12 protein-coding genes are annotated in these 12,685 nt (G+C 72.0%); 5 read left to right on the plus strand and 7 right to left on the minus strand.

What is annotated here, in order from left to right; genetic code table 11:
• Positions 1-3 precede the first annotated feature (3 nt).
• Positions 4-882: a mycothiol conjugate amidase Mca gene (gene mca / locus ABD339_RS24390; protein WP_344568648.1), complete on the minus strand. Its 879-nt coding sequence runs from the start codon at positions 880-882 to the stop codon at positions 4-6.
• A 164-nt stretch (positions 883-1,046) separates the two neighbouring features.
• Here mca and ABD339_RS24395 point away from each other — a divergent pair, with 164 nt between their 5' ends.
• Positions 1,047-1,547: a DUF4307 domain-containing protein gene (locus tag ABD339_RS24395; RefSeq protein WP_344568650.1), complete on the plus strand. Its 501-nt coding sequence runs from the start codon at positions 1,047-1,049 to the stop codon at positions 1,545-1,547.
• Between the two features lie 162 nt (positions 1,548-1,709).
• Here the strand turns inward: ABD339_RS24395 and ABD339_RS24400 are convergent, their stop codons facing one another.
• On the minus strand, positions 1,710-2,951 hold the full coding sequence (locus ABD339_RS24400; RefSeq protein ID WP_344568652.1) for a L,D-transpeptidase: 1,242 nt from the start codon (positions 2,949-2,951) through the stop codon (positions 1,710-1,712).
• A gap of 386 nt (positions 2,952-3,337) precedes the next feature.
• Here ABD339_RS24400 and ABD339_RS24405 point away from each other — a divergent pair, with 386 nt between their 5' ends.
• On the plus strand, positions 3,338-3,565 hold the full coding sequence (locus ABD339_RS24405) for a hypothetical protein (protein ID WP_344568654.1): 228 nt from the start codon (positions 3,338-3,340) through the stop codon (positions 3,563-3,565).
• Positions 3,566-3,634: 69 nt separating this feature from the next.
• Here the strand turns inward: ABD339_RS24405 and hutH are convergent, their stop codons facing one another.
• From hutH to ABD339_RS24430, 5 genes are all read right to left on the minus strand, one after another.
• Complete coding sequence (hutH, locus tag ABD339_RS24410) at positions 3,635-5,203, minus strand: histidine ammonia-lyase (RefSeq protein ID WP_344568655.1); 1,569 nt, start codon at positions 5,201-5,203, stop codon at positions 3,635-3,637.
• Positions 5,204-5,290: 87 nt separating this feature from the next.
• Positions 5,291-6,475 (minus strand): GGDEF domain-containing protein, encoded by a 1,185-nt coding sequence (locus ABD339_RS24415; protein WP_344568691.1) that lies wholly within the window; start codon positions 6,473-6,475, stop codon positions 5,291-5,293.
• Between the two features lie 215 nt (positions 6,476-6,690).
• Entirely contained in the window at positions 6,691-7,491 is an 801-nt protein-coding gene (locus tag ABD339_RS24420; RefSeq protein ID WP_344568656.1) for an enoyl-CoA hydratase/isomerase family protein, read from the minus strand.
• Between the two features lie 52 nt (positions 7,492-7,543).
• Positions 7,544-8,911 carry an adenylate/guanylate cyclase domain-containing protein gene (locus tag ABD339_RS24425; protein ID WP_344568657.1) on the minus strand — a complete coding sequence of 456 codons (1,368 nt, stop codon included), beginning with the start codon at positions 8,909-8,911 and terminating at the stop codon, positions 7,544-7,546.
• A 166-nt stretch (positions 8,912-9,077) separates the two neighbouring features.
• The gene (locus tag ABD339_RS24430) at positions 9,078-9,929 is read right to left on the minus strand and encodes a biotin--[acetyl-CoA-carboxylase] ligase (RefSeq protein ID WP_344568658.1); all 852 of its coding nucleotides are present in this window, start codon (positions 9,927-9,929) and stop codon (positions 9,078-9,080) included.
• A gap of 496 nt (positions 9,930-10,425) precedes the next feature.
• Between ABD339_RS24430 and ABD339_RS24435 the strand changes: the two genes are divergently transcribed.
• From ABD339_RS24435 to mmpB, 3 genes are all read left to right on the plus strand, one after another.
• Positions 10,426-12,030 (plus strand): acyl-CoA carboxylase subunit beta, encoded by a 1,605-nt coding sequence (locus tag ABD339_RS24435; RefSeq protein WP_344568659.1) that lies wholly within the window; start codon positions 10,426-10,428, stop codon positions 12,028-12,030.
• A 148-nt stretch (positions 12,031-12,178) separates the two neighbouring features.
• Complete coding sequence (locus ABD339_RS24440; protein ID WP_344568692.1) at positions 12,179-12,379, plus strand: acyl-CoA carboxylase subunit epsilon; 201 nt, start codon at positions 12,179-12,181, stop codon at positions 12,377-12,379.
• A gap of 120 nt (positions 12,380-12,499) precedes the next feature.
• The gene (mmpB, locus tag ABD339_RS24445) at positions 12,500-12,637 is read left to right on the plus strand and encodes a morphogenic membrane protein MmpB (protein ID WP_344568660.1); all 138 of its coding nucleotides are present in this window, start codon (positions 12,500-12,502) and stop codon (positions 12,635-12,637) included.
• Positions 12,638-12,685 lie beyond the last annotated feature (48 nt).

Here is a 12,685-nt window from a genome sequence, read left to right on the forward strand (position 1 = left end):
CCGTCAATTCTCGCGGATGCCCGCGAAGAGGTCGCGCTCGGGGAGGGAGGTGTCCACGAGCGACTTCGCCAGCTCGTACTCCTCGGTCGGCCAGACCTCCCGCTGGATGTCCAGCGGGACCCGGAACCAGCCCCCGTCGGGGTCGATCTGGGTGGCGTGCGCGATCAGCGCCTTGTCGCGGATCTCGAAGAAGTCGCCGCAGGGGATGTACGTGGTGATCTCCCGCGCCTTGATCCCCATCTTCTCCCAGCGCTCCAGCCACTCCGTGTACGGGGACTCCAGGTCCCGCTCCAGCATGGCGTTGTGCATGGCGAGGGTGCGCTCGCGGTTGAAGCCCTGGTTGTAGTACACCTTCTGCGGCTGCCAGGCGGGGCCGAACTCCGCCTCCGGGTACCTCTCGGTGTCCGCCGCGTGCTCGAAGGCCAGCATCGTGATCTTGTGGGTCATGATGTGGTCCGGGTGCGGGTAGCCGCCGTTCTCGTCGTAGGTCGTCAGGACCTGCGGCCGGAACTCGCGGATGAGCCGCACCAGCGCGCCCGCCGCCACGTCCTCGTCCTGGAGCGCGAAACAGCCCTCCGGGAGCGGGGGCAGCGGATCGCCCTCGGGCAGACCGGAATCGACGAAGCCGAGCCACGCCTGCTTGACGCCGAGGATCTCCCGCGCCTCGTCCATCTCCTTCTTGCGCACCTCGTGGATGTGCTCCTCGACGTACGTGTCCCCCTGGAGCTTTGGATTGAGGATGGAGCCCCGCTCTCCGCCAGTGCATGTCACGACCAGTACGTCCACCCCCTCGTCGACGTACTTCGCCATGGTCGCCGCGCCCTTGCTCGACTCGTCGTCGGGGTGCGCGTGCACGGCCATCAGTCGCAGTTGCTCAGTCAAGACTCAATCCTCGTAAGGTCACAGCGGCCCCGCCTCAGCCCGCCCTCAGCGGCCCGCCCTCGGGACTTTCCCGTGCGGCTTCTATAGTGACCGAATCAGCCCCCCGATTATTCCCGGTATCGCCGGACCGCCCCGGCCCCGGGCCCCGCTGAGAGGAACGGACCATGGCCGACCTGCGCCAGGACGTACCAGAGGTCCCGAAGGCCCCGAAGGCGCCGGAGACCCCGGGCACTCCGGGGGCCACGAAGGTTCCGGAGGGGCGCTACGGCCGCACCCCCAGCACACGGAACACAGCGCGCGGCGGCAGCGGCGGCAGCACCGACACGGACCGCGGGCTCAAGATCACCGGCGGGGTGCTGGGCGTCCTGATGCTGGCCCTGATCGCCTGGCTCGGCTCCTCCTACATCGCGGGCCAGGAAGTCAGCGGCGAGATGATCAAGTTCAAGGTCGTCTCGGACAGCGCCGTAGAGGTCCACCTGGAGGTCCGCAAGGACGCGGGCACGGCGGGCGTGTGCACGCTGCGCACCCAGGCGGAGAGCGGCAACGAGGTCGGCCGCAAGAACGCGGCGATCCCCGCGGCCAAGTCCCGCGTGGACACGGTGATCACCGTCCGCACGACCGCCCGCGCGACCAGCGCGGAGCTGGTGGGCTGCGAGAAGAAGTGACGCGCCCGCAAGCGCCCTGACCCGGGAGACCCCAGACGTCCTGACCCGGGAGACCTGAGTCAGAGGTTCGTCGGGCTTCCGCACCAACGCCGTGGGCCCCCTCCGCTTTCACGGAGGGGGCCCACGGCGTTGGTGTGCGGTGTGGCACGGTGCGGGAGCGGATCAGACCGCGGAGCCCGCCTTCCACTTCGCCCAGTCCATGTTCCAGCCGTTGAGGCCGTTGTCGGGCTGGATGGTCTTGTCCGGCGAGCCCTTGACGACGACCACGTCGCCGATCAGGGACCCCTTGAAGAACCAGCCACCGTCCGTGCTGGTGCTGCCGGCGCCCTGGGTGTCCTTCAGGCCGACGCAGCCGTGGCTGGTGTTGCCGGTGCCGAAGGGCGCGCCCCAGTAGTTGCCGTGGATGAAGGTGCCGGAGGTGGACAGCCGCATGGCGTGCGGGACGTCCTTGATGTCGTAGCCCTCGGAGCCCTTGCGGCCGAAGCCGACGGTGTTGCCGTCCATCCGGGTCTCCGTGTGCTTCTCGGAGATCACCATCTTGCCGTTGTACGTGGGGTTGGACGCGCTGCCCGCGGAGATCGGCACGTTCTTGAGGGTCTTGCCGTCGCGCTCGACCTTCATCGTGTGGTTCGTGACGTCCACCGTGCTGATCTGCTGGCGGCCGATGTTGAAGGTGACCTTCTTGTCCTGGACGCCGGTGTTGCCGTTGCCCGCGTCCACGCCGTCGAGCTTGAGGTCGAGGGTGACCTTCGAGTTCGGCTTCCAGTACTCCTCGGGACGGAAGTCGAGGCGGTCGTTGCCGAACCAGTGGCCGACGACTTCCTGGCCGCTGGTCGAGCTGACCTTGATCGCGGACTGGACGGCCTTCTTGTTGGCGATCTGCTTGTCGAACGTGAGGGAGACCGGCATGCCCACACCGACGGTGGCGCCGTCCTCACCGGCATAGGTGCCGATGAAGCTCTTGTCGGGGGCGACCGTGGTGAAGGTGGCGTTCTCGACCGCCTTGCGGCCGTCGCTGTCCTTCGCCTTCGCCGTGATCTCGTACTTGGTGGCCCGCTCCAGCGGCTTGGTGGGCTTCCAGCTCGTGCCGTCGTCGGCGAGCGTGCCCTCGACAGTGGTACCGCTCTGCGCCGCCTTCATGGTGACGCCGGTGAGCTTGCCCTTGCTGACGGAGACATCGCCGCCGCGGTTGATGCTGGCCCTGTCGGAGCCGTCTTTGGAAGAGAGCTTTATTCGTGCGGCCGAAGTGTTCTTTTCGGCGGATATGTCGGACTTCGCCGAGGACTTCTCCGTACCCCCGTCGTCCCCGCCGCATCCACTCAGCGTCAAAACTCCGCCCAGCAGCGCAGCTGTCACCGCAAGTCCCTTGCGGCGCTTCCCCACCGTTATCACTGGCTTCTCCATATACCTTCGGAACCCATGTCTCCCCGGTTTCAGCTGCGTACGCCCCCACAGCGCCCGAAAACGGACATGTGCGCCCCAGCTCTCTGCATCAGAACGCAAATCTGACTATGACCGGTTCCACACGGGGCGAAACTGTGGGCTAGGACACGTAGGGCGTCCTCGCGTCCTTGCCGGGTGCCCGCGGACGGGCCTGTTCACACCCGTCCGCACCTCAACCATGCACCCCCTCCCGGCTCCGCTCGCACCCGCGTACGGGAACGCGAGCGGAAGCACGGCTTCCCCCTGGCCCTGGGATCTCAGTAACATCAGCCCGCGTGCGGGCAGTTCGCGTTCCCCGACGAGAGCCGCACGCCATATCCGCGCGCACCCACGGAGGGGCCTTCAACGTGTCCGGAGCCGGACTCTCCAAGCTGTCAGCCCACCGGCGCCCCCTGGCCACCGCAGCGGCGGCCGGAGGTGTCCTGTGTGCCTTGTGGTTCGTCCCCACGGCCAACGCCACCGCCGACAGACCGGACGGCCCCGCCCCCCGGCAGGGCGCGGTGACCCAGCAGGACCAGCAGCACGGCGGCAACGAGGAGAGCGGCCACAACGGGGGCGCGCCGAACGGGGAATGAGCCCGCGCACCGCCCGTACCGCCCGCACCGTGCACGGCGTCCGCGCCGCCCGTACCCCGCCAGGCGCCGCTACGCCAGCGGGCCGGTGGCCTTCTCCGCCGCGGCGACCAGCGCGCCCGAGCGGACGAACTCCTCGGCGGCGGCCAGGTCGGGGGCCAGGAAGCGGTCCTCGCCCGGACCCTGCGCCCCGGCCTCCCGCAGCCCGGCGACGACGGCCCGCGCCGCGCCGCCGGGGGTCAGCCCCCCGGCGGAGGCGCGCAGTTCCACCGCGCGCGCCGCCGTGTACAGCTCGACGGCGACGACGCGGGTGAGCCCGTCCAGCGCGGTGCGCAGCTTGCGCGCCGCCGACCAGCCCATGGAGACGTGGTCCTCCTGCATGGCCGAGGAGGGGATGGAGTCGGCCGAGGCGGGCACCGCCAGCCGCTTCAGTTCGCTGACGAGGGCCGCCTGCGTGTACTGGGCGATCATCAGCCCCGAATCGACGCCCGCGTCGTGCGCGAGGAACGGCGGCAGTCCGTGCGAGCGGTTCTTGTCGAGCAGCCGGTCGGTGCGGCGTTCGGCGATGGAGGCGAGGTCGGCGACGGCGACGGCGAGGAAGTCGAGGACGTAGGCCACGGGCGCGCCGTGGAAGTTGCCGTTGGACTCCACCCGCCCGTCGGGCAGCACCACCGGGTTGTCCACGGCGGCGGCCAGCTCGCGTTCGGCGACGGTGCGCGCGTGGGCCAGGGTGTCGCGTCCGGCACCCGCCACCTGTGGGGCGCAGCGCACGGAGTAGGCGTCCTGGACGCGGGGCGCGTCGTCCTGGTGGTGGCCGGTGAGGCCCGAACCGTCCAGGACTTTCAGCATGTTGGCGGCGCTGGCGGCCTGGCCCGGGTGCGGGCGGATGGCGTGCAGCTCGGGGGCGAGCACCCGGTCGGTGCCCAGCAGCGCCTCCAGGGAGAGGGCCGCGGCGATGTCGGCGGAGGTGAACAGCCGCGCGAGGTCGGCGCAGGCCATCAGCAGCATGCCGAGCATCCCGTCGGTGCCGTTGAGGAGCGCCAGCCCCTCCTTCTCGCGCAGTTCGACGGGTGTGATGCCGTGCGCGGCCAGCAGTTCGCCGGAGGGCGCCAGGGTGCCGTCGGGGCCTTCGGCCTCGCCCTCGCCCATGAGCGTGAGGGCGCAGTGCGAGAGGGGCGCGAGGTCTCCGGAGCAGCCGAGGGAGCCGTACTCGTGCACGACCGGGGTGATGCCCGCGTTGAGCACGTCGGCGATGGTCTGCGCGACCTCGGGGCGTACCCCGGTGCGGCCCGAGGCGAGGGTCTTCAGCCGCAGGAACATCAGCGCGCGCACCACTTCGCGCTCCACGCGCGGGCCCATTCCGGCGGCGTGCGAGCGGACGATGTTGCGCTGGAGCTGGGCGCGCAGGCCGGGCCCGATGTGGCGGACGGCCAGGGCGCCGAAGCCGGTGGAGACGCCGTAGACGGGCTCGGGCTTGGCCGCGAGGTCGTCGATGAAGCCGCGTGCGGTGCGCAGCGCCCGTACCGCGTCCTCGTGCAGTTCGACGCGGGCCCCGTCGCGGGCGACGGCGAGGACGTCCTCCGGTGTGGTCCCCTCGTCCTTGACCAGCACCGTCTTCACCGCCGCAGTGTGCATATTCATATTCACGCACCCTAATGAGTGAATTGCGATCTGTCACGATCGACCCCTCGCCCCCCAGGACAAGCGGCCCCTCATGACAAGCAGGACCTACCGGTTCCGGAAGCGGCGGCGCTCCGGGGGCCGGGGCGGGGCCTCGGCCGCCGCCAGGCGGAGGGTGGGGTCCGCCTCGGGCGGGCCCTCGCGCCCGGCCACCACGGGCCCGGCCGACCGGAGGCTCTTCGCGCGGTACTGGGCCGCGTCGGCGAGACGGAAGAGGCGGCGGGCCGAGCGCACCTCCCCCACCGGGTCCCCGGTGGAGGCCACCCCGCAGGCGACGCCCTCGCCCAGCTCCAGCCCGGCCGCCCGGCCGCACAGCTCGTCGGCGGCGCGCACCACCTCGTCGGCCGTGGGCCCGACGGCCAGCAGGCAGAACTCGTCGCCGCCCAGCCGCCCGGCCAGCGCCCCGCTCAGCATCGCGCCGCACAGGGACAGGATGTCGCCGAACCGCTCCAGCAGCCGGTCTCCGGCGTCGTGGCCGTGTGCGTCGTTGACGCGTTTGAGGCCGTTGATGTCGCACACGGCGAGGCTGACGACGGTGCCCAGCTCGCGGTGGACCTCCAGCGCCTCCTCCAGCCGGGCGTCGATCGCCCGGCGGTTGGCGAGCCCGGTGAGGGGGTCGGTGAAAGCCAGGCGGCGCGCCTCTTCCAGGTGCTCGTTCTGGGCGATGCCCGCCGCGATGATCGCCGCCAGCACGGTGGCGAAACCGGCGTCGCCGGAGTCGAAGACGGGCCCGGCGACACCGCGTGCCACATACAGCTCGCCCCAGGGCCGCCCGTGCAGCACGATCGGCGCGACCACGCACGAGCCCCGGCCCCGGCGGCGCAGTGCTTCGGCCCGCCGGTGGCCGGGGCCCTCGCTGGTCCCGATCCAGGCGGGCGGTATGCCGCCGCCGGCCCACTCCTCGTGCGGGAGCCCGGCGATCTCGGGAAAGGCGTGCACGGGATAGGACTCGTCCTCGGGGAACTCCGCCTCCTCCGGCGCCCGCTCCCCCACGTTCGCCAGCACCCGCAGCATCCCCCGGTCGCGCTCCCAGACCGATATCGCGGCGAAGGAGCCGCCCATCGCCTCGCAGGCGCCCAGCGCGGCAGCGTGCGCGAGGTCCCGGTGCGGCAGCGGCCCGGCGGCCTCGTGGGGGCGCGGGACCGAGGCCGCGGGCGACGAGGTCTGGGCCGCCGCCATGGCCTGGGACAGCCCGACGACCGCGCCCAGCCGCGCGTCCGCGTCCTCTCCCATTCGGCCCATATCGCCAAGGTTAGGAGGATTCGCCCTGTTCTGCCGCACGGATCTCAGGGGTTCACCTCACTCCCCGTACCAACCGGAGGCCCGGACTCTGCCTCATCGCCGCACCGGACCTCCCGGGTACCACCTCGGACGCCCGCCCACCGCGCCGGAAATCCGGCCGCCGCCTCGCACGCCCGCCCACCGGAGCGTCGGACGGCCGCCGGGGATCAGACGCCCGGCCACCGGGGTGCGCGCTTCTCGTTGAACGCCGCGACCCCCTCGGCCCGGTCACCGGAGAAGGCGACCGTGCGCCAGGCGGCCTCCTCGACCTCCAGGCCCGCGCGCAGATCCATGCCCCAACCGGTGCGCAGCGCGCGCTTGGCGGCCCGCAGCCCCACCGGGGAGTTCGCGGCGATCCGGCCCGCCAGCGCCAGCGCCTCGGCGCGGTCCTCACCCGGCCCCACGAGCTGATCGACCAGGCCCAGCGCGTGCGCCTCGGCCGCCTCCACCCGGCGGGCGCTGAAGATCAGCTCGGCGGCCCGCGCCGCCCCCACCCGGCGCGGCAGCAGCTGCGTGCCGCCCCCGCCGGGCACGACCCCCACGGACACCTCGGGCAGGCCGACGACCGCCGTCGGGTCGGCGACGATCAGGTCGCAGGAGAGGGCGAGTTCGTAGCCGCCGCCCAGCGCGAAGCCGTGCACGGCGGCGATCGTGGGCATCGGCAGCTCCAGCACACCCCCGTAGGCGGCGCGGGAGCGCGGGCGCCGGGCACCCAGCTCGGCGTCGCTGAGCGTGTTGCGCTCCTTCAGATCGGCGCCGACACAGAAGGCCCGCTCGTGCGTGGAGGTGAGCACCGTGGCCCGCACCCCGTCATCGCCGGCCAGCGCGGCGCACGCCTCGGCGAGCGCGTCGCCGAACGCGGTCGAGACCGCGTTCATCGCCCCCTTCCGGTCCATCACCAGCTCCGCCACGGGCCCGTCCCTGCGGACCCGCACCCACTCCCCGAACGCCTGCTCGCTGTGATCCATGGGGCTCACGATACGGCCGGAGGGCGCCCTTCAGGAGGCCGGAAGACGCCCTTCAGGAAGCGGGACGGCGGCGCAGCAGCCAGGGTTCGACGACGCCCAGGCCGCGCACCGGACGCTGGTAGAGCGGCTGGAGCGCGAAGCGGTACCCGGACAGGTCCTCGCTCTCCTTCTCCGACTCCGGCGCCATCCCCGAACCGGTCAGCTCGGCCCGGAACGCGCCGTCCACCAGCACCGTGTCCTTGGGCGCTATCGAGGTGAGCCGGCTGGCGAGGTTGACGGTGTTGCCGAACACGTCGCCCATCCGCGTCGTCATCGTCCCGAAGGCGATACCGACCCGCAGCTCCGGCATCGTCGCGTCGTTGGCCATCGTCTCGATCAGCCGCAGCCCGATCTCGGCGGCCGTGCCCGCGTCCTCGGCGACGTAGAGGATCTCGTCACCCAGCGCCTTGATGAGCCGTCCGCCGTGGGCCGCGACCAGGTCGGCGGCCGTCGTCTCGAACGCCTCGACCAGCTCGCCCAGTTCCTCCTCCTCCAGCCGCCGGGTCAGCCGGGTGAAGCCGACCAGGTCGGCGAAGCCGATGGCCTGCCGCCGGTTGACCATCTCCTCGTCGTCCTGCGCCTGGACGACACGGCCGGTGGCGGCGGCCAGCTGCCTGCGCCACACATAGACGAGGAACTCCTCCAGCTCCGGCAACAGCAGCTGCACCAGCGGAAAGGTGACCTCGTTGCGGGTCATGCCCGGCTCGGGCGGCTCGGTCAGCCCCATCAGGAAGGAGTCGATCTGCCAGTCGGCGAGCCGCGCCGTGGTCTGCCCGGTCGAGCGCGCCACCTGGACGGCCATCGTCTCGCTCAGCAGCCCCGCCTCCACCAGACCCGACAGCCGCCGCAGCGCCAGCACGTCCGCCTCGGTCAGCGCCCGGGCCTGGCCGACGTCCGCGAAGCCCATCGCCCGCCAGAAACGGGAGGCCAGCTCCATGGAGACCCCGGCGGCACGCGCCGCCTGGAAGGGCGTGTACTGACGGTCCGAGCCGAGGATCAGCTCCTCGATGCGCAGCGCGCTGGGATCGGGGTCGTCCTCGGGAGCGCCCTCGTCACCACCCGACGCAGCGGGATCGTCCGGACTCCCAGGATCGTCGGCGGCACCCGGTGCCGCGTACGGGACCTCGTCCGGCGCCGCGCCCGCGACGCGCGGTCCGTCCGGCCCCTCCCCCTCCTGCGGCGCCTGCCCGGCGTCGGGGGACGGCTCCGAGGGGGGCTCGGCGGCCGGGCCCGAGCCGGCGTCCGCACCTCGCTCCGAGCCCGGAGCGGAGCCGCCGGAGCCGCCGCCGTCGCCCCGGTCCCCGCCGGAGCCGCCCGCGGCGGAGGAGGCGGACGGAGCGGAAGGTGAGTCGGCGGGGGTGCCCGGTTCGTTCACGGTCACTTCCCGCTCCCCGCGCCCCTCGCGGCGTGGTGTCGCGGCGTAGCGTCGTCCCTGCGCACGGCCCTTCCGTTCCTCTTGCCGGGTCCTGCCCTGGGCGGCGAACCCGGTGCCCGGTGGCACCGGATGTCACCGCCGATTGCCCACCTTACGGCAGTTGTGCGCTAGCTCACTCTCCGGCCGCCGGGCGCAGATGGACGATGTCACCGGCAGCGACCGGATGCTGTACGCCCTGTTCCGAGGCGATCACCAGTCGCCCGTCCGAGTCCACCGCGACGGCCTCCCCCACCAGCGCCTCGCCCCCCGGCAGCTCCGCCCGGACAGCCCGGCCGAGCGTCACGCAGCCCGCCGCGTACGCCTCCAGCAGGGCGCTGCCCGAGGGGTCGCCGCCGGCCGCGCTCCAGCGGCCGTACCAGTCCTCCAGAGCGCGCAGCACCGCGCGCAGCAGCGGGTCGCGGTCCGTCCCCGTCGCACCCGCCAGGGCGAGGGAACCCGCGGTGGGAACGGGCAGTTCCCCGGCGCGCAGCGACACGTTCAGGCCGATACCGAGGACGAGGTGCTCCTCGCCGACCCGCTCGGCGAGAATCCCGCCCACCTTCCGCTCCTCGCCCTCGATGACGACGAGGACGTCGTTGGGCCACTTCAGCCCCATGTCCACGCCCGCCGCGCGGGCGAGGGCACCGGCGGTCGCCACTCCCGCGAGAAGCGGCAGCCACCCCCAGCGGGGGCCCGGGGGGCCCGGCTTGAGCAGCACCGAGAAGAAGAGGCCCGAGCGGGGCGGGGCGCTCCATGTGCGATCCAGGCGGCCCCGGCCCGCGCTCTGCTCTTCCGCGACCAGGATGGTGCCCGCGCGGGCTGTTCCCTTGCGGGCTCTGTCCGCCAGCTCAGTGTTGGTCGAGCCGATGGACTCGACCACCTCCAGCTCCGTCCACAGACCGTCACCACCACCCACCAGGGCCCTCTTGAGAGCCGACGCATTGAGAGGGGGCCGGCCCAGGTCCGACCAACGCTTCGAGGACATGCCCTCACCCTATGAGCCCCCAGCCCCTGTGACCCGACTCAGGGCCGCCCCCTGTGACCCGGCTTGTGGGGCTTCGCCCCTGAGACCCGTTGTTTCGAAGTTGCACTTTCGGGTGCGGCGCCGTTGTCGGGGCTTCGCCCCAAACCCCTTGGCCTCGCCGGCCGGGCTCCCCCAGCCTCCGGCCGGGGGTACCCCCATGGGCGGCTCCTCCCCCAGACTCCGTCCGGGGGAACCCCACCCAACTGCCCCCCCCCGATACAGGGGCTCCGCCCCGTAGAAGCCCCCGTCTCCCCTCCTCCCTTGCTCGCCCCCATGTTTCCTGAACGCGACATCTGAACCATTGGACGCCCGCTCATCGAGCAAGAGGGCTCAAAGGACCGGAAACCTACAGGTGCGGGATACGCACGGGGGCACCCCCGGCCGAAGGCTGGGGGCCGATAGCCTACGGAGCGGTAGCAAAACCGCAGCGTCCGCGACGGCAAGGAGCCCCGAGAAGATGTCCTCGCCCAGCCCCACCCCCGACGACGTCGATCCCCACACCACCGCGGCGAAACTGGCAGATTTCGAGCGCCGCGCCAGGGACGCCGTCCACGCGGGCTCCGAACGCGCAGTGGAAAAGCAGCACGCGAAGGGCAAGCTGACCGCCCGTGAGCGGGTGCACCTTCTGCTGGACGAGGGTTCGTTCACGGAGCTGGACGAGTTCGCGCGGCACCGCTCGACCAACTTCGGTCTGGAGGAGAACCGGCCGTACGGGGACGGGGTCGTCACGGGTTACGGCACCATCGACGGCCGCCCGGTCTGCGTGTTCTCGCAGGACTTCACCATCTTCGGCGGCGCTCTGGGCGAGGTCTACGGCGAGAAGATCGTCAAGGTCATGGACTTCGCGCTGAAGACCGGCTGCCCGGTCATCGGCATCAACGACGGCGGTGGCGCCCGCATCCAGGAGGGGGTGGCCGCGCTCGGCCTGTTCGCGGAGATCTTCCGCCGCAATACGCACGCCTCCGGCGTGATCCCGCAGATCTCTCTCGTGCTGGGCCCGTGCGCGGGCGGCGCGGTCTACTCGCCGGCGATCACGGACTTCACGGTGATGGTCGATCAGACCTCGCACATGTTCATCACGGGGCCCGACGTCATCAAGACCGTCACGGGTGAGGACGTGGGCTTCGAGGAACTGGGCGGGGCCCGTACGCACAACACGACCTCGGGCGTCGCGCACCACATGGCGGGGGACGAGAAGGACGCGATCGAGTACGTCAAGGCGCTGCTGTCGTATCTGCCGTCCAACAACCTCTCCGAGGCCCCGGTCTACGCGGAGGAGGCGGACCTGGAGACCTCGGAGGAGGACCGGGAGCTGGACGCGCTGATCCCGGACTCGGCGAACCAGCCCTACGACATGCACTCCGTGGTCGAGCATGTGCTGGACGACGGGGAGTTCCTGGAGACGCAGGCGCTGTTCGCGCCGAACGTCATCACCGGGTTCGGGCGCGTGGAGGGCCAGTCGGTGGGCGTGGTCGCCAACCAGCCGCTCCAGTTCGCGGGCTGTTTGAACATCGACGCGAGCGAGAAGGCGGCGCGGTTCGTGCGCACTTGCGACGCGTTCAACGTGCCGGTGCTCACCTTCGTGGACGTTCCCGGGTTCCTGCCGGGCACCGACCAGGAGTACGACGGGATCATCCGCCGGGGCGCCAAGCTGATCTACGCCTACGCGGAGGCCACCGTCCCGCTGATCACGGTGATCACCCGCAAGGCGTTCGGCGGGGCCTACGACGTGATGGGCTCCAAGCACCTGGGCGCCGATTTGAACTTCGCGTGGCCCACGGCGCAGATCGCCGTCATGGGCGCGCAGGGCGCGGTCAACATCCTGCACCGCAAGAAGCTGTCGGCGGCCAGTTCGCCCGAGGAGTTGGAGGAGCTGCGGGCCCGGCTGACCCAGGAGTACGAGGACGCGCTGCTCAACCCCTATGTGGCGGCCGAGCGCGGCTATGTGGACGCGGTGATCAGGCCCGCCGAGACGCGCCGTCACATTACGCGCGGCCTGCGCTCGCTGCGCTCCAAGCGCGCGCAGCTCCCGCCGAAGAAGCACGGCAACATCCCGCTGTGAGGAGGAGGCTGTGATGGCGAGGGAGACGGCAGAACCGGCGGAAGCGGCCGGGTCCCCGGGCGCCGACGGCGCTGGTGCCGCTGGTGCCGCTGGTGCCGACGGTGCTGGTGCCGAGGACGCCGGGAGCGGTGCGCGTCAGGAGCCGCCGATCAAGGTGGTGCGGGGCAACCCGACGCCGGAGGAGCTGGCCGCCGCGCTGGCGGTGGTCCGGGCGCGGGCCGCGGTCGCCGGGGACGAGGGTCCGGCACGGCGGGCGCCCAGCAACTGGTCCGACCCGGCCCGCGCCCTCCCGGGCCGGCTGCCCGCGCCGGGGCCGGGCGCGTGGCGCACATCGTTCTGGCCCGGCTGACTTGTGCCCCGGCCGACGGGGGCGGACCGGACCTGGGACGGAGGCCCCGGCTCCGGGTGGCTCCGGGTCTGAGTACGCGTACTCAGGCGCGGGCGGGGCTCGCGTTCCACCATCGGAAGCATGCTCTGGTCCGACCCGCGAGACGAACCCCCCAAGGAACTCCACTCCGCCCAGGCGAAGTTGGAGCGCCTCGGCTGGGTGCTGCTGCTCGTGACGGCGCTGGTGATGCTGCTGCTGTTGTCGGCCGCCTACTCCTGACCGCGGCCGGACCGGGCGGGCCCGGCCGGTCCGACCGCGCCACGGGCG

Source organism: Streptomyces axinellae (assembly GCF_039532135.1).
In the GTDB taxonomy this organism is placed as follows: Bacteria; Actinomycetota; Actinomycetes; order Streptomycetales; family Streptomycetaceae; genus Streptomyces; species Streptomyces axinellae.

What these genes read in the sequence shown, in the direction of transcription:
- ABD339_RS24395 (WP_344568650.1), top strand. Translation starts at nt 1,047, where the DNA reads ATGGCCGACCTGCGCCAGGACGTACCAGAGGTCCCGAAGGCCCCGAAG.
- ABD339_RS24400 (WP_344568652.1), bottom strand. Translation starts at nt 2,951, where the DNA reads ATGGAGAAGCCAGTGATAACGGTGGGGAAGCGCCGCAAGGGACTTGCG.
- hutH (WP_344568655.1), bottom strand. Translation starts at nt 5,203, where the DNA reads ATGAATATGCACACTGCGGCGGTGAAGACGGTGCTGGTCAAGGACGAG.
- ABD339_RS24415 (WP_344568691.1), bottom strand. Translation starts at nt 6,475, where the DNA reads ATGGGAGAGGACGCGGACGCGCGGCTGGGCGCGGTCGTCGGGCTGTCC.
- ABD339_RS24420 (WP_344568656.1), bottom strand. Translation starts at nt 7,491, where the DNA reads ATGGATCACAGCGAGCAGGCGTTCGGGGAGTGGGTGCGGGTCCGCAGG.
- ABD339_RS24430 (WP_344568658.1), bottom strand. Translation starts at nt 9,929, where the DNA reads ATGTCCTCGAAGCGTTGGTCGGACCTGGGCCGGCCCCCTCTCAATGCG.
- ABD339_RS24435 (WP_344568659.1), top strand. Translation starts at nt 10,426, where the DNA reads ATGTCCTCGCCCAGCCCCACCCCCGACGACGTCGATCCCCACACCACC.
- mmpB (WP_344568660.1), top strand. Translation starts at nt 12,500, where the DNA reads ATGCTCTGGTCCGACCCGCGAGACGAACCCCCCAAGGAACTCCACTCC.